At 70.2% G+C, this 18,932-nt stretch carries 18 protein-coding genes, 1 pseudogene and 1 riboswitch; of the genes and pseudogenes, 7 read left to right on the top strand and 12 right to left on the bottom strand.

Features of this window, described 5'->3' with window-relative positions; all coding sequences use genetic code 11:
- Window positions 1-113 precede the first annotated feature (113 nt).
- The 3 genes from AB0N07_RS10230 to AB0N07_RS10220 all read right to left on the bottom strand — a co-directional run bounded on the left by AB0N07_RS10230 (window position 114) and on the right by AB0N07_RS10220 (window position 1,709).
- Complete coding sequence (locus tag AB0N07_RS10230) at window positions 114-356, bottom strand: hypothetical protein (protein WP_344403631.1); 243 nt, start codon at window positions 354-356, stop codon at window positions 114-116.
- Between the two features lie 114 nt (window positions 357-470).
- A complete protein-coding gene (locus AB0N07_RS10225) occupies window positions 471-1,049 on the bottom strand; it encodes a DUF6082 family protein (RefSeq protein ID WP_365833780.1) in 579 nt (192 codons plus the stop codon).
- Between the two features lie 249 nt (window positions 1,050-1,298).
- Entirely contained in the window at window positions 1,299-1,709 is a 411-nt protein-coding gene (locus tag AB0N07_RS10220) for a helix-turn-helix domain-containing protein (RefSeq protein WP_365833779.1), read from the bottom strand.
- A gap of 94 nt (window positions 1,710-1,803) precedes the next feature.
- Between AB0N07_RS10220 and AB0N07_RS10215 the strand changes: the two genes are divergently transcribed.
- The 4 genes and pseudogenes from AB0N07_RS10215 to AB0N07_RS10200 form a co-directional block, all read left to right on the top strand.
- Window positions 1,804-2,658 (top strand): SDR family oxidoreductase, encoded by an 855-nt coding sequence (locus tag AB0N07_RS10215; protein ID WP_365833778.1) that lies wholly within the window; start codon window positions 1,804-1,806, stop codon window positions 2,656-2,658.
- Between the two features lie 127 nt (window positions 2,659-2,785).
- The gene (rarD, locus tag AB0N07_RS10210) at window positions 2,786-3,736 is read left to right on the top strand and encodes an EamA family transporter RarD (protein WP_365833777.1); all 951 of its coding nucleotides are present in this window, start codon (window positions 2,786-2,788) and stop codon (window positions 3,734-3,736) included.
- Window positions 3,737-3,880: 144 nt separating this feature from the next.
- Window positions 3,881-4,369 carry a VOC family protein gene (locus tag AB0N07_RS10205; protein WP_365833776.1) on the top strand — a complete coding sequence of 163 codons (489 nt, stop codon included), beginning with the start codon at window positions 3,881-3,883 and terminating at the stop codon, window positions 4,367-4,369.
- A 32-nt stretch (window positions 4,370-4,401) separates the two neighbouring features.
- Window positions 4,402-4,826: pseudogene (locus tag AB0N07_RS10200) on the top strand (M28 family peptidase); the annotation flags it as partial.
- A gap of 16 nt (window positions 4,827-4,842) precedes the next feature.
- Here the strand turns inward: AB0N07_RS10200 and AB0N07_RS10195 are convergent.
- A complete protein-coding gene (locus tag AB0N07_RS10195; RefSeq protein ID WP_365833775.1) occupies window positions 4,843-6,054 on the bottom strand; it encodes a tetratricopeptide repeat protein in 1,212 nt (403 codons plus the stop codon).
- A 245-nt stretch (window positions 6,055-6,299) separates the two neighbouring features.
- Here AB0N07_RS10195 and AB0N07_RS10190 point away from each other — a divergent pair, with 245 nt between their 5' ends.
- Window positions 6,300-6,809 carry a hypothetical protein gene (locus tag AB0N07_RS10190; RefSeq protein ID WP_365833774.1) on the top strand — a complete coding sequence of 170 codons (510 nt, stop codon included), beginning with the start codon at window positions 6,300-6,302 and terminating at the stop codon, window positions 6,807-6,809.
- Here AB0N07_RS10190 and AB0N07_RS10185 read toward each other — a convergent pair.
- From AB0N07_RS10185 to AB0N07_RS10165, 5 genes are all read right to left on the bottom strand, one after another.
- A complete protein-coding gene (locus AB0N07_RS10185; RefSeq protein ID WP_365833773.1) occupies window positions 6,799-7,680 on the bottom strand; it encodes an ABC transporter permease in 882 nt (293 codons plus the stop codon). The genes AB0N07_RS10190 and AB0N07_RS10185 overlap by 11 nt on opposite strands.
- Window positions 7,667-8,644 carry an ABC transporter ATP-binding protein gene (locus AB0N07_RS10180; protein ID WP_365833772.1) on the bottom strand — a complete coding sequence of 326 codons (978 nt, stop codon included), beginning with the start codon at window positions 8,642-8,644 and terminating at the stop codon, window positions 7,667-7,669. Before AB0N07_RS10180 ends, AB0N07_RS10185 begins: the two co-directional genes overlap by 14 nt.
- A gap of 140 nt (window positions 8,645-8,784) precedes the next feature.
- Complete coding sequence (locus AB0N07_RS10175; RefSeq protein WP_365833771.1) at window positions 8,785-10,023, bottom strand: outer-membrane lipoprotein carrier protein LolA; 1,239 nt, start codon at window positions 10,021-10,023, stop codon at window positions 8,785-8,787.
- Between the two features lie 258 nt (window positions 10,024-10,281).
- Entirely contained in the window at window positions 10,282-11,226 is a 945-nt protein-coding gene (locus AB0N07_RS10170; RefSeq protein WP_365833770.1) for a CHRD domain-containing protein, read from the bottom strand.
- A 158-nt stretch (window positions 11,227-11,384) separates the two neighbouring features.
- Window positions 11,385-12,395 carry a polyprenyl synthetase family protein gene (locus AB0N07_RS10165; RefSeq protein ID WP_365833769.1) on the bottom strand — a complete coding sequence of 337 codons (1,011 nt, stop codon included), beginning with the start codon at window positions 12,393-12,395 and terminating at the stop codon, window positions 11,385-11,387.
- Window positions 12,396-13,071: 676 nt separating this feature from the next.
- Window positions 13,072-13,246, top strand: a riboswitch (cyclic di-AMP (ydaO/yuaA leader).
- A 4-nt stretch (window positions 13,247-13,250) separates the two neighbouring features.
- Here AB0N07_RS10165 and AB0N07_RS10160 point away from each other — a divergent pair.
- Complete coding sequence (locus AB0N07_RS10160; RefSeq protein ID WP_365833768.1) at window positions 13,251-13,733, top strand: transglycosylase SLT domain-containing protein; 483 nt, start codon at window positions 13,251-13,253, stop codon at window positions 13,731-13,733.
- Between the two features lie 52 nt (window positions 13,734-13,785).
- On the opposite strand, the gene AB0N07_RS10155 is transcribed toward AB0N07_RS10160, so the two are convergent.
- The 3 genes from AB0N07_RS10155 to AB0N07_RS10145 all read right to left on the bottom strand — a co-directional run bounded on the left by AB0N07_RS10155 (window position 13,786) and on the right by AB0N07_RS10145 (window position 17,295).
- A complete protein-coding gene (locus AB0N07_RS10155; protein WP_365833767.1) occupies window positions 13,786-14,643 on the bottom strand; it encodes an HAD family hydrolase in 858 nt (285 codons plus the stop codon).
- A 134-nt stretch (window positions 14,644-14,777) separates the two neighbouring features.
- Window positions 14,778-15,980, bottom strand: coding sequence for an FAD-dependent oxidoreductase (locus AB0N07_RS10150; protein ID WP_365833766.1), 1,203 nt, complete (start codon window positions 15,978-15,980; stop codon window positions 14,778-14,780).
- A 67-nt stretch (window positions 15,981-16,047) separates the two neighbouring features.
- Window positions 16,048-17,295 carry an ATP-grasp domain-containing protein gene (locus AB0N07_RS10145; RefSeq protein ID WP_365833789.1) on the bottom strand — a complete coding sequence of 416 codons (1,248 nt, stop codon included), beginning with the start codon at window positions 17,293-17,295 and terminating at the stop codon, window positions 16,048-16,050.
- Window positions 17,296-17,557: 262 nt separating this feature from the next.
- Between AB0N07_RS10145 and fahA the strand changes: the two genes are divergently transcribed.
- The gene (fahA, locus tag AB0N07_RS10140) at window positions 17,558-18,787 is read left to right on the top strand and encodes a fumarylacetoacetase (protein WP_365833765.1); all 1,230 of its coding nucleotides are present in this window, start codon (window positions 17,558-17,560) and stop codon (window positions 18,785-18,787) included.
- The last annotated feature ends 145 nt before the right edge of the window (window positions 18,788-18,932 follow it).

Here is an 18,932-nt window from a genome sequence, read left to right as displayed (position 1 = left end):
GGCGGGGCGCGTCGCCGTGTTCGTGCTCGCCGACCTCCGAGCCGCTGGGGAGGGGGCGGTGGTGGTGGTGCGGCAGGGTGGCGCGCCCTCCCCTGTGGTGTCACACGTCGGTGTCACACGTCGGGGATGTCCTTCTTGGCACGGATGAGGGTCTCGCGGGTGATGACGACGATGCGTTCGTAGTCGGCGCGGGCGGCGTCCGGGGGCAGATGGGGGTCGAGGGCGGTGGTGGCTTCGGTGCCGATGACAGCGAAGTTGCCATCGGTCAGTTCGAACAGGTCGGGGCAGGTCTCGGAGGAATAGCTGCCTCTTTTGCGGGGTGGATCGCCGAGGCGGCGGGCTATCCGAACAGACATCGATTCGTCAGGCAACTGAGCTTCCCCTCCCGGAGTCACAGCCAACGCCCAGAGCATGACCGGGCCGACCTGCGCTCACACTCACCCGTCGGAGTACAGGTGCGGCATGCGCCCTCAGCCGTGCGCCGGGGGCTCGGGCTCCGGCTCAGGCACGGCGCCCACCACCCACCACTCGTCCGGCTCCTCGGCCAGCTCCTCCATCATCACGTCGACGGCCGCGCCGATCCTCGCCTCGACGGAGTCCTGAGGCAGACTCCGCCGGTGCTCGACGGTCCGGTCCCAGTACTCGGCGAAGACGGAATTGATGCACAACACCCGCAGATGGCCGAGGAGTTCGTCCCAGCCGAGCGCTCCGACCCGGTGGGCGAGCACCAGGGAGCCGTACTGCTGGTTGGCGAAGATCATCTGCCGGCGCCTGTCATCGGAAAGGCCCCCCAGCGTGCTCGACGCCTCGGCCAGCAAGGGGTCGTCCAGCTTGCGGTCGTTCTGGTCCACGATGAGGCGGTAGTGCTGGATGAGGTTGGCCCGGCGGATCTCCTCGGTCATCAGCCCGAGTTGCTGCACCAGTTCCGTCAGCAGCTGCTCCAGACGCCGGCTGCGTCCGCCCCGCGCGAAGGACATCCCCCTCAGCCCCAGTCCCGCCACCACTGCAGAACCGATACTTCGCGCGGCCGCGTTCCACCGTAAAGCCATCTCGAGGAATCCCCCTGGATCAGGTGGCCGTGCACCGGCCGACGATGCACGGACCGGCGCACGGGAGGGCACGACATTCCGCCTCCAGCGTGCCCGGTGCCGTCAGGCGGTGCGGAAGGCGGAGAGGGGGCGCATGGAAGGACGTAGCGCTCCTGCCCGTCCGCGCCCTGACATTCGTGTGCCCGGCGAGCGCCCGCCGCATGCGTCCGGCGCCTGCCGACGGACGCGTCGGCCCTGCTCAGCCCCCGCTCAGCGCTGCCGCTTCGCCGCGTCGTACGCGTCCCGCGCCTGCTGTACGGCGTCCATCCGCCGCTCGGTCCACACCGCCAGCGCCCGCACCTGCTGCGCCGCCTCGCGCCCCAGGTCGGTCAGGGAGTAGTCGACCCTGGGTGGGATCACCGGCTTGGCGTCGCGGTGCACCAGTCCGTCGCGCTCCAGGGTCTGCAGGGTCTGGGTGAGCATCTTCTCGCTGACGCGGCCGATGGCCCGGCGCAGTTCGCTGAAGCGGTACGGGCGCTCCAGGAGTTCGATCAGGACCAGCACGCCCCAGCGGCTGGTGAGGTGTTCCAGGACGAGGCGGTAGGGACACATCGCCTCGCCGGTGTCGTACTTGGCGACGGGTGCCGACCCGACGACGGATTCCGGACTGCTTACTGCCATGCCAGTACCTTACTTCAAAGTGGGTACTTTCCAATAGTTAGCGCCGCCCCTAGGGTTAGTGGCACATCCGCACCCCACAAGGAGATCGCAGATCATGAGCATCGTCGTCACCGGATCCACCGGACACCTCGGCCGTCATGTCGTGGAGCAGCTGCTGGAGAAGGTCCCGGCAGAGCAGATCACCGCCGTCGTACGCGACGAGGCGAAGGGCGCCGATTTCGCCGCGCGCGGGGTGAAGCTCGCGGTCGCCGACTACAACGCGCCCGAGTCCTTCGGCAGCCTCTTCTCGGCCGGCGACAAGGTGCTGCTCATCTCCGGCAACGAGTTCGACAAGGGCCGTGTCGGCCAGCACAAGGTGGTCATCGAGGCCGCGAAGGCCGCCGGTGTCGCGCTGCTCGCCTACACCAGCGCCCCCGGCAGCCTGACGGCCGCGCTCGCCGACGACCACCGCGGCACCGAGGGGGCCCTTCTCGCCTCCGGCGTGCCTTTCACGCTGCTGCGCAACGGCTGGTACCACGAGAACTACACCGAGAACCTGGCCCCCGTGCTGGAGCACAACGCCGTCGTCGCCGCCGCCGGTGACGGCCGGGTCTCCTCCGCCTCGCGCGCCGACTACGCGGCCGCCGCCGTGGCCGTACTGACCGGCGAGGGCCACGAGAACAAGACGTACGAGCTGGGTGGCGACGAGGCGTGGAGTTTCGCCGAGTACGCGGCCGAGCTCAGCAAGCAGACCGGCAAGGAGATCGCCTACAGCCCCGTCTCGGTCGAGGCCCTCACCGGGATCCTGACCGGCGCCGGGCTGCCCGGGCCGCTCGCCGCGATCCTTGCGGGCGTGGACGCCTCCATCGAGAAGGGCGAGCTGGTCGTCTCCACCGGCGATCTGTCGCGCCTGACCGGCCGTCCGACCACGCCGCTCGCCGACGCGATAGCGGTGGCCGTCAAGGGCTGACGCCCCCGGGCGCCCCGGGGCGCAACCCCCGCCTGTCATGACCGTATGGCGATACGGGTATGACAGGCGGGGGTGCTCGGCGTTACCTTCTGCCTGGGACGCGTGCGCGACGAGGTGAGGGGGGCCCGTGACCGGGAAGACGAGGGGCGAGCGGCACATAGGACTGCTGAACGGCTTCGCCGCCTACGGAATGTGGGGTCTCGTCCCCCTCTTCTGGCCCCTGCTGAAGCCCGCCGGCGCGGTCGAGATGCTCGCCCACCGGATGGTCTGGTCCCTTGTCTTCGTGGGCGCCGCGCTCGTCGTGGTGCGGCGCTGGGCCTGGGCGGGCGAGCTGCTGCGGCAGCCGCGCAGGCTGGGGCTCGTCGCGATCGCCGCGGCCGTCATCACCGTCAACTGGGGCGTGTACATCTGGTCCGTGAACAGCGGGCATGTCGTCGAGGCCTCGCTCGGGTACTTCATCAACCCGCTGGTCACCATCGCCATGGGCGTGCTGATCCTCAAGGAACGGCTGCGACCCGTGCAGTGGGTGGCGGTCGGGACCGGCTTCGCCGCGGTGCTCGTGCTCACGGTGGGTTACGGGCAGCCGCCTTGGATCTCGCTCACGCTCGCCTTCTCGTTCGCGACGTACGGGCTGGTGAAGAAGAAGGTCGGGCTCGGCGGGATCGAGTCGCTGGCCGCGGAGACCGTGCTTCAGTTCCTGCCCGCGGTGGGTTATCTGCTGTGGCTGAGCTCGCGGGGCTCGTCTACGTTCACGACGCACGGAGTGGGGCACGGGGCGTTGCTCGCCGCAACCGGGGTGGTGACCGCGTTGCCGCTGGTGTGTTTCGGGGCGGCGGCGATCCGGGTGCCGTTGTCGACGCTGGGGTTGCTGCAGTATCTGGCGCCGGTGTTTCAGTTTCTGCTCGGGGTGCTGTACTTCCATGAGGCGATGCCGGTGGAGCGGTGGGCCGGGTTTGCGTTGGTGTGGGTGGCCTTGTGTTTGCTGACGTGGGATGCCTGGCGCGGGGCGCTGCGCTTGCGGGGCGGGGTCAGCGTGCCGAAGGTTGAGGCGGCGCCGTCCGCTGCCGTGGACGTCTGACCGGGGGCTCTGTCCCCGGGCCCCCCGTATCGGCCTGAACGGCCATGTCCTCGAACGCCGGACGCGCTGAAAGTCAAACGCCGACCGGCGCTGGGAGTTGTCGACCCGGCAGACATCGGTCGCCGAGCCGCATATAAGTGGTCCATGTCTCAGACGCCCGAGCCCACGCCCCCGTCCGGCCCCTCCCCCGTCCACTGGAAGCTGGTCGTCGACGCCGGTGATCCCCATGCGCAGGCCGACTTCTGGGCCGCCGCGTTGCGGTATGAGGTCGAGGACAACAGTGCGTTCGTGGAGCGGCTGCTGGAGCTCGGGGCGCTGCCTGTCGCGGCCACCGTCGAGTTCCATGGGCGGCCCGCTTTCCGGGACCTGATTGCGGTACGGCATCCCGACGATCCGTACGACAAGGAGCGGGGGACGGGGCTCGGGCGGCGGCTGCTGTTCCAGCGGGTGCCGGAGGCCAAGAGCGTCAAGAACCGGCTGCATCTGGATCTGCATCCCGGCGACGGGCGGCGGGACGGCGAGGTCGAGCGGCTGGTGGGGCTGGGGGCGAGTGTGCTGCGGCGGGTGAAGGAGCCCGCCGGGGAGTGGGTGGTGATGGCGGACCCGGAGGGGAACGAGTTCTGCGTGCAGTAGGTCACAGCGGGGAGCCCCCGTGGGCTGGATGTTCCGGCCGCACCGGCTGCAACCTCATCGCCGACTGGCCGGGCGGTAAAGCCGACCAGGTCGTCATGGCGGGCTCCCACCTGGACAGCGCCAGCAGGGGTCCGGGGATCAACAACAACGGCTCCGGCTCGGCCGCCGTTCCGGAGACCGCGCCGACCGTGTCACGGGCCGACCACCACCCCGCCAAGCATCCGCGTTTCGCCTGGTGGGACGCGGAGGAGCGGGGCATCGCCGTCTCCGGCCGCTACGTCGACGGCCTCTCCGCCACACATCGCTCTCGGCGCAGACGGCCAAGTGGGGCGGTGGCTCGGGGAAGGCCTTCGACGCCTGCTACCACCGCTCCTGCGACACGACGTCCGACATCGACGACACCGCTCTGGATCGCAACAACGACGCCATCGCGCATGCTGTGTGGGAGCTGTCCGAGCAGTCGTCCCCGGTCGTCAACCCGGCGTCTGCCGGGTCGGCTTGCGGGCGCGTTCCGTGAGCCGGCCCATGCGGGTGCGGGCCGACTCCAGCCGCTCGATGTCGTCGGCCGCCGGGCCGTCCTCGGCCGTGAGCTCGGTCCACAGGCCGATCAGCTCGTGGCCGAGGTCCAGGCCCTGCTGCGGATCGCGCACGGCACGCCAGGCGGAGGCGGCGCTCTGGATGTTGCCGTAGGCCGCCTCCGCGTCCCCGCCGCGGCGGTGGAGCCGGGCCAGGTCGAGCGAGAGCCGGAACGCGCGGATCGGTTCGCCCGCCAAGTAGGCGATGTACGCGGTGAGTTCACGCAGCCGGAGCACTTCGGTGTGCTCCGGTCCGAGCGCCGCCGACGCCTCCTCGACCGTGGTCTCGGCCAACCCGGCCGCCGTCTCTATCCGCCCCGCCTTCACGGCCTCGTTGATCTGTGCCATCGGCTCCGCGAGGAATGCGGGGGCGGTCGGCGGTTCGTCACCGAGGACGGCTTCGGCCACGGCGTCGAAGCCGCGGGCGGGGGTCGGCTTGGGGTCGGGGTCGAGGGCCGGGTCCGGGGGGACCATGAGGAGGGGGCCGGTCGACGAGCGCCTGGATGCAGGTGCGTCCGCGGATTCCTTGCGGGGTTCGGGTTCCTCGCGGGGTACGGGCGTGTCCTCGGGTTCCGGGTGGTGCTGCGGGACCGCGTCCATCGGCGGGGGCGGGCCGAACTCGCCGGTCGGGGCCGCCACCGTGCCCGGAGCCCTGCCCTGTGCCGGCTGTGGCAGCGCACGCAGCACGAACGTCGGAGAAGTCTCCCGCGCGGGTTCCGCGGGCGCCCGCAGAACGTGCGTCGGCGCGTCGCCCTGGGGCGACGGCTCGGGCTGCCGCGACGGAGTCGCGGGAACAGTCATCCCTACGGGTTCCCCGGTGAAACTGCTGGCCCCGTCCGTGTCCACCTGAAGGTGTACGACGCAGCCGATCCGCTCGTCGTGCACGGTCGCGTGGACGGGGTGGCCGGTGGCGAGCGCGACGCGATGGAGATGGTTGAGGACGGTCTGTTGGATCTCCTCGCCGGCGGCCGCGGTGACCGGCACACCGCCGACCCAGGCACCGACCGCCCCGGCTTCGGGTACGCGGACGTCGATCGGTGCCGCCGCAACGGCCGCCGCGCCCTCGGCGCGCTGCTGTTCCCGCTTCTTCTCGCGGCTGAGTCGAGCCATCGGTTCCCTCACTCGGATGCGTCGGGGAGTCTGCGGACAGCGCGTTCGGGTTCCATGGTGCTCCCTCCCGCCGTCGGGTCTCCGCTCCCCCGGCGTCAAGATCCGTTCGTGCACGTACATTGAGTCTCGCCGGTCGCTGCCGGTTCTCCGGTCACCGTGGCGTCACAGACTCGTCCCAGGAGCTCGCCCCCGTCGTGTGGCCGGCGCCATGAACACCGGTGGGTGTACGAGGGAGGAAGGCGGGCATGCGGACGGACGTGCAGCAGGGACCGGAGATCTGGATCCGCGGCCCGGTCACCGTACCGGAGCCGGGACCGCAGCAGCCCGCCCCGTCCGCCGCCGGCGCCCGGCGCTACTCCTGGGTGGGCACGCACGGCGGCGCGGGCGTGTCCACACTCGCCGCCGTCTACGGCGGTCACGACTGCGGCCGTGCCTGGCCCGGCGCCGAGGACCCGCGGTCCGTCCTGCTCGTCGCCCGTACGCATGCGTCGGGGCTGACGGCCGCCCTGCGCACCCTGGAGGTCTTCCGCCTCGGGGAGGCCCCGCCGGGGCTCGACCTTGACGCCGTCGTGCTGGTCGCGGACGCTCCGGGGCGGCTGCCGCGGCCCCTCGACCGGCAGGTGCGGCTGATCGAGTCGCTCATCGACGTCTACCGCGTGCCCTGGGTGTCCGACTGGCGCCTCGGTGACCTCGGCGGGTCGCCGCCGCGCGAGACGCAGCCACTTGCCCGCCTCACGGGGGCGGCTAGGCGGTGATGTCCTTCGCCGTGAACCGGGCCCATGCCGCCGAGCCGAACACGGCCGCGTACAGGGCCTGGATCTCGAGGTTCTTCACCAGGTCGTCCCAGTAGACCGGGTCACGCATCAGATCGGCGAAGGACAGCCAGTAGTGGGAGAAGAAGTACGGCTGTATCGCGTGGAGCTGGGGTATCTGGTCGAGGATCTGGATGGTGATCAGCAAACCGACGGTCGTCGCCATCGCGGCGATGCCGCTGCCGGTCAGGGTGGAGACGAACAGCCCGAGCGCGGCGACGCCGATGAGGGACACGGCGACGATCAGGGCGATCAGCAGGGCTCTGCCCAGGCCCTCGGTGAAGCTGATCTGTGTGCCGGAGATGGTCGTCAGCTCGCCGAGCGGGAAGAGTATCGCCCCGACGGTGAGCGCCGAGACGGCCACCACGAGGGTGGCGACCAGGCAGAAGGTCATCACCGTCGCGTACTTGGTGAGCAGGAGGCGGGTGCGGCCGGCGGGGGCGACCAGCAGATAGCGCAGGGTGCCCGAGTTCGCCTCGCCGGCGATGGCGTCGCCCGCGATGACGCCGATCGCCATCGGCAGGAAGAACGGGAGCGTCGCGGCCAGCGCGGTGAACACCAGGAACAGGCCGTTGTTGGTGATCTGCGAGATGAAGGCGGGGCCGCCGCCGCGACCGGGGCCGTCCGGGGAACCGCCGCTGGTCTCGATCTTGACTGCGATGCCGACGAGGATCGGCACGGCAGCGAGGACGGCCAGCAGCGCGAGGGTCCGCCAGCGGCGGAACGTGGTGACCAGTTCGCTGCGGAAGAGTCCGAAGGTCCACAAAGGGCTCGGCTGACGCACCTCGGTCACGACCGCTTCAGCCTGCGACATCGAAGCCCTCCCCCGTCAACGCCACGAACGCGTCCTCCAGGGACGCCCGTTCCACGCCGAAGCCGCGGACCCGGACGCCGGCTGTGACCAGCGCGGCGTTCACCTCTGCGAGGTCGCGGTCCGGGGTCTCGGCGGTCACCCGGTCGTCGGTGACGACGATGTCGGCGGCGCCCTGCTCCTTCAGCACACGGGCCGCGTCCCCGGGGTCGGGTGTGGAGACGACCAGCCGGCCGCGCACCCCCGCGGCCAGGTCGGCCACGGCGCCCTGGGTGATCAGACGGCCCTGCGCCATCACCGCGGCATGGGTGCAGACCTGCTCGATCTCGTCGAGGAGGTGGGAGGAGAGAAAGACCGTCGTGCCGTCGGAGGCCAACTCCCTGACCAGCGAACGGATCTCGCGCATGCCCTGCGGGTCGAGCCCGTTGGTCGGCTCGTCGAGGACCAGCAGTCTGCGGGGCTGCAGCAGCGCCGCCGCGAGGCCGAGGCGCTGCTTCATGCCCAGCGAGTACGCCTTCGCCTTCTTGCCGGCCGCCGCGGTCAGGCCCACCCGGTCCAGCGCGGCCGCGACACGGGTACGGCGGGTGCGCGGATCGGCGGTCGGGTCGGCGGCGTCGTAACGCAGCAGGTTGTCGCGTCCGGAGAGGAAGCCGTACAGGGCGGGGCCCTCGATGAGGGCGCCGACGTGCGGGAGCACGGTGCGCGAGGCGCGCGGCATGGGCCGCCCGAGGACGCGCGCCGTACCCGATGTGGGTTCGATCAGGCCCATCAGCATGCGGATGGTGGTGGTCTTGCCCGAGCCGTTGGGACCGAGGAAGCCGAAGACGCTGGCCGCCGGGACGGTCAGATCCAGGCCGTCGACGGCGAGCTGCCCGCCGCGGTAGCGCTTGGTGAGCCCATGGGTGGCGATGACGCTGTCACCCGGCGGCCCGCTCTGCTGCGGCTCCGTGGCGGACTCCTCGTCCATCGGCTTCCTCGATTCGTGCAGGTGCCGCCTCTCGCGCGGCGACTACGTACAGTGACTACGTACGAGCGTCGCGCAAGGTTCCCGGCTGAGCGCTCGACGGCTGTGCCGCGAAGGGCCGTCGACCTTGCGGGGCGCTGCGCTCAGCCCGCGTTCGCCGCCTTGACCAGGGCGTCCTTGCTCACCGCGCCGACGTAGACCTTGCCCTTGTCGGTGATCAGGGCGTTGATCAGGCGGGTCTTGAAGACCGTGCCCGAGCCGAACTTGCCGGAGACCTTGTCGCCGAGCGAGTCGAGGAAGCCACCGAACTGGCCGCCGGCCTTGGAGCCGGACGGGATGCCCTTGCCGCCGGTGTCGAAGGTGGCGATGGAGTTCCAGCCCTTGCCGATGACGTTCAGCCCGTCGGCCCCCTTGCCGAGGTCCTGGCCGGGCTTGCCGTGCAGCTTGCCGGCCTTGTGGTCGCCCTTCGGGCCGCCCTCGAAGTGGCCCTTCGCGTGGTCGCCCTGCTTGTCCTCGGTGACCTTCGCACCCTTGGGCGGGGTGAAGTCGAAGGTCGAGGCGCTGGGCTTGGCGAAGCTGACCTGGGTGAAGCCGGCGTCGATCACGGCGGCGCCGCCGCTCGCCGGGGTCAGGGTGAACTTCAGAGGCAGCCCGGTCTTCGAGTCCACGGCCACGGTGATCTGACCGACCGTCGAACCGGACTGCTTCGGCTTGATGACCAGCCGGTACGCGTCACGGCCCGCGACCTGGGCGGTCCCCTCGACGGTGACCGACGTGGTGGAGTCGACCGACTTCAGAGCGTCCTTGGTGAGGTCCTTGGGCGTGGCGGGGACGTCCTGCTTCTGCTGCTTCTCCGCGTCGGCGGGGGCGGTCGAGTGGTAGACCTCGTTCGACTGGCTGTCGTAGCCCCAGACGTCCTTGCCGTTGTGGATGATGCTGTACTCGGCCGCGTTCTCCAGCAACGACAGCTTCTGCCTGTCCTGGCCGTCGGCCGCGACACGCAGGGTGTGCGTGCCGGTGGCGAGCTCCGTGAGCTTGGAGGTCGGGTCGGCGGACGAGCCGTCGCCCGACTTGCCGGCGCCGGAGGTCAGGCTGCTCTCGAGACCGCCGAGGTTCGGCAGCCCCAGATCCGTGGTGATCTTCACCGTGCCGGACATCTGCTGTACGTCCGACTTGGCGATCTTGTCGATGAGTTGTTGTGCGCTGATCTTCGGCAGATTGGGGTCGCCGGAGTCGGCGAGCGCCGGGACGAGCCCGATGGTCGCCGCCGCCACCCCCACCACCGCGACCGGGACGACGTACCGCGCGGCCTTGCGCCGACCCGCGCGCAGGTCGTCGGCCTCCTCGGCGGTCATGCTGTCGTCGGATTCGTACGGTGCCATGTGTGCACTACCTCCGTCGTCGGCGGCGGCTTGTCCAACCCGTGTGTTTCTGTTGTCCACCCCGAGCCGCCATTCTCACCCGAATCGGTGATCAGTGGTGATTTCCGTGGTTTCCATCTCACCAAATCGGCCAGGAGTAAGCGTCAGCCCCGGGGGCCAACTCCGTGTACATCTGGGGTATGACGCGAGAGGGCGACGCCCGCCCCGACCCGTAGGGGTCGTAGGGGGAGGACGCCGCCCGCCCGAGGTGAGCTCCCGTCAGTTCTGCAGGAAGACGTAGTCCGCCCGGTACGGGACTCCTGCGATCGCGCCGGGCGTGCAGGACCCGGCCGGGGCCACTCCGCCCACGGTGTTGAGCCGCAGGATCTCGGTGGTGTTCGCGAGCAGGCCGTGGCGCTTGCCGGACCGGGTGGCCTTGAGGTCGAGCTCGGGGATGTTGCCGTCGCCGTTCGGCGTCTTGGACAGGACGGCCCCGGTCACCGCACTTCCGTCCGGTGCGACCCACTGCGGTGTACCGGAGTCGGGCGCGACGAAGGAGTGCCGGATGCCGCCGCCGAGCAGGGCGCCGACGTCCCGCTGGGCGAAGGCGTAGCCGCCGCCGGCGGCGGGCTTGCACTCGTAGATCTGCTTGCCCTTGATCACGGACGCCTGGAAGTTGTGCAGGGCGTCACGGAAGTCGAAGGCGGCGACGCTGACCTTGTGGAGCTGGCCGCGGACGGCTCCGCCGGGGAACCCTGTGGTGTGCAGGTTGGCGTAGAACGAACCGGGGTCGGACTTGAGAGCGGCGAGCAGGGCGGCGTCCTTGACCTGGACCGTGCCGGTGACGCTGTGCCGCTTGCTGTGCTTCAGCAGGTCGGTGAAGTCGACCTTGACGCCGCCGTTGGTGCCCTTGGCGCCCTGGTGGATGTGGAGCATGGTCGGTTTGCCGGTGCCGCGCCAGGTCACGGCGACGGACACCTTGTCGTCCTGCACCTTGATGAACTCGAGACCGGCGCCGTCCTGGTCGCCGACGGCCGGGCCGCCCGCCACGGGCACCTCGTCGGCCCCGCGCAGACTGGCAGCCAGAAGGGTTCCCCCGGTGCCGTCGGACACGACACCGGTGGCGTGGGCCGGGATCACCGCGGCGGCGATCCCGCCGGCGGCGGCCACCGCGACAGCTGTGGCCACCAGGCTCTTACGGCGCTTCGAGAACGTCGCATTCATGCCCATGATTCTTTTTTTCTCCCCGTAGACCGGCCGACACCCCCTGCGTCGGCCTTCCGGGTATGACTACGGAAGCGATCTCATTCTGGATTCAGTCCAGATATATGACGTGCATCACATCGCCTGGAGCGCAGCTCAGAGGCCGCTCGGCCGACGGCTCAGCCGGCCCGGTGCACCACGGCGTCGCACATCTCCATCAGCGCGAGCTTGGCATCGCACTCCGGCAGCGGGGCCAGGGCCGCTCGCGCGTCCTCCGCGTACCGCACCGTGTCCCGCCGCGCCTGCTCCAGCGCAGGGTGCGCCCGCAGTCCGGCGAGCGCCTCGGCATGCCGCGCGTCGTCGCTCAGGTCGGAGTCCAGCAGCTCGCACAGGGCGATGTCCTCGGCAAGACCCAGCCGGGCCGCCCGCTCCCGCAGCCGCAGCACCGGAAGCGTGGGGACTCCCTCGCGCAGGTCGGTGCCCGGGGTCTTGCCGGACTCGCGCGACTCGGAGGCGATGTCCAGTACGTCGTCCGCCAGCTGGAAGGCGACTCCCAGCCGCTCCCCGTACTGCGTCAGCACGTCCACGACCGTCTCGTCGGCGCCCGACATCATCGCCCCGAAGCGGCACGACACGGCCACCAGCGAGCCCGTCTTGCCGCCGAGGACGTCCAGGTAGTGGTCGACCGGGTCCCGTCCGTCCTGCGGCCCCGCCGTCTCCAGGATCTGCCCGGTGACCAGGCGCTCGAACGCCTCGGCCTGCACCCGGACCGCCTCGGGCCCGAGGTCGGCGAGGATGTGCGAGGCGCGCGCGAACAGGAAGTCGCCGGTGAGGACCGCCACCGAGTTGCCCCAGCGGGCGTTGGCGCTGTCGACGCCACGCCGCACGGCGGCCTCGTCCATCACGTCGTCGTGGTACAGCGTCGCCAGATGGGTCAGCTCCACCACCACGGCCGACGGCACGACCCCCGGCGCATACGGGTCACCGAACTGGGCGGCGAGCATCACGAGCAGCGGGCGGAACCGCTTCCCGCCCGCCCGCACCAGGTGCTGGGCGGCCTCCGTGATGAAGGGCACCTCACTCTTGGTGGCTTCGAGCAAACCTTCCTCGACGGCCGCCAATCCGGCCTGGACATCGGCTTCCAGAGCCTGGTCCCGCACGCTCAGCCCGAACGGCCCGACGACGGTCACGAGGGGTCTCCTGTCTGCTGGTGTCTACTGGCGGTTACACGGTTTGTCGATAGGTCGCTGACATCACTCAAGTCAGCGTATCCGGTCACCTTTCGATCACCGATGCCACCCACCCGTCCAGCCCGGGCGGTATCGGATCACGGCCGGTATGTTTTTGATCAACTGATAAGAACGGATATCTACCGACTTGTCTATCGGGGTGTCGGCCGACCCGCCTCTCGGCGTGCCCCCCGGCGCGTCCGTACGAGTCGGCACGCCCGATCGCCCCTCCCTCACGAAACGACTCACGAGGACCTCCGGATCCCGGCGCGGGGTGCTCGACGGGCGACCGCCATGACAACGACGTGCACCACACGCCAGGTTCCGTTTTCGCCCCCCAATGAGGCGATGAGCTGCTGGTTGACCACTAGTTGGGGCCATTGCCCCTTTTTGCCGTTCTTGCGGATGCCGGTGACTTGACTCACACGGCGGTGCGGGCCGACGAGCGCCACCCTCTCACCGCTTCCCCTTCCCCGTACGCGAGTTGAACCTTGGCAACCGCAAAGGATCAAGTGCCCCATAAGCCTCAGACCAAGGTCAAGAGGCGTGATCTGTGAACTCGACACTTGTTCCCGTCATGTGCTCTCGCATACGTTCCCGGCCTGTCGGGTGGACGCCGAATCCTGCCGCCGCCCGGGAACAACCATCGACCAACTGACTCGCACGGCAGGAGCGGGGGAACCAGGTAGGCCGCCGGGCCGGGCATCGTCCCTGACCGGCTAGGGGTGAAGTCGCGCTGCCGTACGGCTGCGCGGCCGGGCATCTCCCCGCCCGAACCCGACAGCTCACCTCGCAGGCGCCGGAGAGGATCCCGCCATGCCTGCAACAGGTCAGCACCGTCGTCCCAGAAGCAACCGCCTCGCTCGCAAGCTCGCCGTCACCGGTACGGGCGTCGCCGTTCTCGCCCTCCCGCTCATCGGCGCGAACAGCGCGTCCGCGGCCACCCCGACCGTGGCCAGCGTGAAGTCGATGGGCTACGCCGACAACCTCGACGGCTGGATCCGGGGCGCCCTCCAGGTCATGCAGCAGAACGGAATCCCGGGGACGTACAACGGCATTTACCGCAACATCATCCGCGAGTCCTCGGGCGACCCGGCCGCCATCAACAACTGGGACTCGAACGCGGTCGCCGGCACCCCCTCCAAGGGACTGCTGCAGGTCATCGACCCGACGTTCCTCGCCTACCACGTGCCCGGCACGGCGATGAACCCCTTCGACCCGATCGCGAACATCACGGCCGCCTGCAAGTACGCCGCCGCGCGGTACGGGTCGATCGACAACGTCTTCGGCGCCTACTAGGCGCTCCCGGGGAAGTGCCTCGACGGGCCGTTCGTCGCATCCGGCACCCTGCTCACAACCCCTCGAGTTGCCCGAGCTCCACGAGTTCGTCGAGCTCCCCGAACTCGACGAACAGTCGCTCGAGGACGACGGCGATGCCGTCGTCCTCGTTCGACAGGGTGATCTCGTCGGCCACCGCCTTGAGTTCGGGGTGGGCGTTGGCCATGGCGACGCCGTGGGCGGCCCAGTCGAACATGGGGATGTCGTTCGGCATGTCGCCGAAGGCGATGGTCTGCTGCGGGCCGAGTCCCAGGTGTGCGGCGGCCAGTGCGAGGCCCGTCGCCTTGGTGATGCCGCATGGCTGGAGTTCGACGGTCCCCGGCCCCGACATGGTGACGGTGGCCAGCGAACCCACCACCGAGCGCGCCGTCGCCGCCAACTCGTCGTCGGACAGGTCGGGATGGCGCAGCAGCACCTTGCTGATGGGTTCGCACCACAGGTCGTCGCGCCGGTCGACCCGGACCGCGGGCAGCGTCGGATGCGGCATCAGATAGCCCGGTTCGATGAGCGTGAGTCCCTCCACACCGTCCTGGTCGACAGCCGCGTACACCTGGCCCACCTCGGCCTCGATCTTGCCGAGGGCGGTCTCGGCCAGCTCCCGGTCCAGGGTGACGGACCACAGCAGACGGTCCGCGCCCACGTCGTACACCTGCGCGCCCTGCCCGCACACCGCGAGCCCCCTGCCGCCCAGTTGGTCGAAGAGCGGCCGCACCCTGGGGGCCGGCCGGCCCGTCACGACCAGGTGCCGGGCGCCGGCCCCGGCGACCCGTGCGAGAGCGGCGAGGGACCGGTCGGAGAGCGTGTCGTCGCCTCGGAGCAGCGTGCCGTCCAGGTCGGTGGCGATGAGTGCATATGCGGTGGGTGCGGCCATGATCAGAGAATACGGACAGGACGCCCCACCGACTCATCGTGAACCGGACGACGGCCGATTGCCCCACCGTCCCTCACTCAACTCCCTTATCCTTATGGGCTCTTCATCGTCAGGCAAGAGCCCGCTGCCGCTGCCTAGCCGTGCGCTGCCGCCAGGTGTTTTGCCAGCCTCGGAGAGGCGAACTCGGTGCCGCACACGAAGCGCATCACCGGGCCGTACGACGCCGCGGCCGGCAGGCCGGTGAAGTACAGGCCGGGGACCGAGGAGACGTACCCCGCGCCCAGTTTGGGTGTGCCGCGGCTCACCGCGAGACGCGTGCGCAGTTCGTGGCCGAGGAAGTCCATGGCCGCGATGTCCACCCGGTATCCGGTGGCCGCGATGACATGGTCCGCGGACATGTCCAGGATGCGGCCGGCGTGGGTGCGGACCGTCAGCTTCGGGCTGCCGTCGGCCGCATCCGCCCGCACGATCCGGTCGACCTCGCTGACCTGCACCTTCCCCTCGAAACGATCGCGCAGCCACCATGCGCCGAGCGGACCGAGGACGCGCCGCACCAGGTAGTGGCGGGCCTCGGCCGGCAGATAGCGGTAGGGGTGCGGATAGTAGCTCAGGGCCCACAGGGACCAGGCGCGGCCGAACGGCGACTCGGGGCGCAGCTTCGGCTGCTTCCACGGCGGTGCGCCGAAGGCGACCCTGCCGCGGCCGCGGGAGACCACCCGCACCTGTGCGCCCACCTCCGCCGCCAGCGCCGCCGTCTCCAGCGCGGACTGGCCGGCGCCGATCACGATCAGTTCCTTGCCGGCGTAGCGCGTGAGGTCATGCTGCTGGGAGCTGTGTGAGACCGGGCCCGTGGGGGTGGGTCCGTCCGCCGCGGCGGTGGCCAGTTCGGCCGGCAGGTGCGCGAGGCCGGACAGGCCGGTCGCCACGACGACCGCGCGGGCGGTGAACAGCTCGCCGGAGTCCAGCTTGAGTTCGAAGCCGCCGCCTCCCCGCCGGTCCACCGACACCACCCGCACCTGCTCCAGTTCGGGCACCAGCTTCTGCTGGAACCACTCGCCGTAGGCGATGAAGGTCTCGACGGGGATGATGTCCTCGTCCGTCACCAGCCGCCTGATGCCGGCGGCGTCGCAGTAGTCGGCGAGCGTGTGGCCCTGCTGCGGCGCGTCCAGACTGGAGGCGGCCGGGGTCGACTTGAGGAGCATTCCGGCGGGCATGTGGTCGCGCCAGCTGACCATGGGCTCGCCGAAGACGCGGACCGGCAGTCCGCGGGCTCGGAGATGGGCGGCGGTCGACAGGCCGAAGGGCCCGGCGCCGATGACTGCAACCGGTTGAATCACGAAGTCCCTCCCCAGGACGCTTACTTCGTCACTTCGTGTGGTTCGTCTCGGGCGGCTGATCGGTCGGCTAGCCGCCCGAACTGGTGGTGTTGCCACGGCGGTTGGTCCGCCACAGCTGGTACAGGTGCTTCGCGCCCGGCCGCACGAAGCGGGCGAGCATCGTGAGAAACGGCAGCGGGTCGTCACCCGCGAACCAGGCCAGCTCCGTCCCGCTCGCGTGCGCCGGTGCGTGCGGCGTCGTATAGCCGCTGCGGCGGTAGGCGAGCAGGGCGGGCAGGTCGATGTTCTCCACGATGTACCGGTGGCCGGCCCGCTGTTCCCCCTCCGGGACGCTGCGGCCGGTCAGGTCGAGATGCATGGCGCGGACGACGTCCACCCCCGACTCGTTCTCGAAGAGCCGGAACTGGGCGCCGATGCGTGGATTGAAGTCGAGGAGTTTGTACTGTCCGTCGCGCCGGTCGAAGCGCAGGTCGAGGTCGATGATGCCGCTGAAGCCGATCTGTTTGATGAAACGCGCGGCGATGTCCGCGAGTTCCGGGTTGTCGACGACGTACGCGTTCGCCGTCATGCCCGCGTGCGGCGGCCAGGAGCGCACCTTGACGCCGGTGAACATGGCGAGCGGCGTCGAGTCCTGGTCGAAGTAGGCGTGCACGATCCAGTCCTCGGCGTCCTCCCTGGGCAGGTACTCCTGGAGGATCACCCCGGGGCACTCGCCCCAGTCGCGGGCGAGACCGAGCAGGCCCTCGCGGGTGGCGATCCGCGTCGTGCCGTTCACCGCCGGCCGTTTGCGCCGCACGAACGCCTCGCGGTTCTTGGCCACCACCGGGAAACGGGCCTTCTCGGCGAACGTGACGATGTCGTCGTACGACTGCGGGAAGGCGGCCGTCGGGCTCGGGATGCCGTGTTCCACGCACAGTTCGTGCAGTCCCTGCTTGCTCGCGAGACGGCGGGGCAGGGCGGGCTCGACCCGCGGGAACAGGAAGCGGGCGGCGAGTTCGTCCTGGTGCTCGGCGATCAGGACGGCTGCCTCCTCGTCGGTGGGGACGAGGACGGTGGGGCGGCCGATGCGGCGCCCGATGCGCAGCAGGCCCTCCACCAGACGGGCGGGTTCCTCCGTGCCGGTGGTCGGCCAGACGAACGCTTTTTCGAGATAACGGGAGGAGGCGGCGGGTGTGTAACGGTCCTCGGTGATCGCATACATCGGCACGCCGAGGCGGCCGAGGCTGCGGATCGCACCCACACCGCCGTGGTGCAGCGGGTAGTCGCCGAACTTGACGATCAGGCCGGGCACTTCACGGTCGGCCGCGAACGGCACACTGCGCATGCTGCTGGCCACGGGTCCCCCCACGCGTCCCCCTACGGACCGGACCCACCCCGTCCGTGTCCCCCAAAGGACGCTAAGCCGGAATTGCCACGTCCGACAAGCCCAATTCGGACATTGCAAACTCTTTAGACACTGCCCAAGACGGGCAACGCAGCCGTAACGTGTGGCGCGGCCCCCCAGCGGCCATATAACGGTTCGCGCAGGTGGCACACGACAGACGGTTCGCGACACAGTGAGAGTGAGGCAGCACCCCATGCCCCCCTTCGATGTCCCCGAGGGCGATCCCTTCGGTCCGCACAACCTTCCGTACGGCGTCTTCTCCCCCGCCGGCTCGGCGGAGCGGACCGTCGGCGTCCGGCTCGGCGACCAGGTCCTCGACACGGGCGCGGCGGCGCGGGCGCTCGGCTCGCCGTACGCCTCCCTGCTCGCGCAGCCCTCGCTGAACCCGCTGCTCGCCGCGGGCCGCACCACCTGGTCGGACGTGCGGCGCGCGCTGACGGCGTGGGTGACGGTCCCGGCGCACCAGGAGGCGGTCGAACCCTTCCTGCATCCGCTGGCGTCGGTGACGCTCCACCTCCCGTTCGAGGTCGCGGACTACGTCGACTTCTACGCCTCCGAGAACCACGCCCGCAACGTCGGCCAGATCTTCCGCCCGGACGCCGCGGACTCGCTGACGCCGAACTGGAAGCACCTCCCGATCGGTTACCACGGACGGTCCGGCACGGTCGTGGTGTCGGGCACGGACGTCGTACGGCCGTCCGGGCAGCGCAAGGCACCGGCCGATGCGGCGCCGGTCTTCGGGCCGTCCGTCCGCCTGGACATCGAGGCCGAGGTCGGTTTCGTGGTGGGTGCGCCCTCCGAGCACGGGCGGCCGGTGGCGCTCGGCGACTTCCGGGAGCACGTCTTCGGTCTGTGCCTGCTCAACGACTGGTCCGCGCGCGACATCCAGGCCTGGGAGTACGTCCCCCTCGGCCCGTTCCTCGGCAAGTCCTTCGCCACGTCGGTGTCGGCGTGGATCACCCCGCTGGACGCACTGGAGGACGCGCGGGTGGCGCCCCCGGAGCGGACCCATGCGCTGCTGCCGTATCTGGACGACGCGGCCGACTCGGGCCATGAGCCCGGCGGGTACGACCTGCGGATCTCCGTCGCGATCAACGGCTGCGTCGTCTCCGAGCCGCCGTTCTCCACCATGTACTGGACGGCCGCGCAGCAGCTGGCCCATATGACGGTGAACGGCGCCTCTTTGCGGACCGGCGACCTGTACGGATCGGGCACGGTGAGCGGTCCGGAGCCCGCGCAGCGCGGATCGCTCCTTGAACTGACCTGGAACGGGCGCGATCCGCTGGAACTTCCCGAGGGCAAGCGGACGTTCCTGGACGACGGGGACGTGGTGACGTTGTCTGCGTGGGCACCCGGACCGGGCGGCATCCGCGTGGGCCTCGGTGACGTGAGCGGACGGATCGTGGCCGGCGCGACGGAGTGAGCGGGTGCGGGAAGTGACGGCGGCGGTACGGATCGTGCGGGTTGTCGTACGAGACGTGCGAGATGTGCGAGGTGTGTCGTACGGGACGGCCGTCGTCCCCTGACTCCGGCGCCGTTCGCCGTCATACTGGCGGCGGGCGTCTTGT

The sequence above is a fragment of the Streptomyces sp. NPDC051172 genome, assembly GCF_040682555.1.
GTDB lineage: Bacteria > Actinomycetota > Actinomycetes > Streptomycetales > Streptomycetaceae > Streptomyces.
The sequence above is the reverse complement of the archived record's forward strand: the minus strand, read 5'-3'. Positions and strand labels throughout refer to the sequence as shown.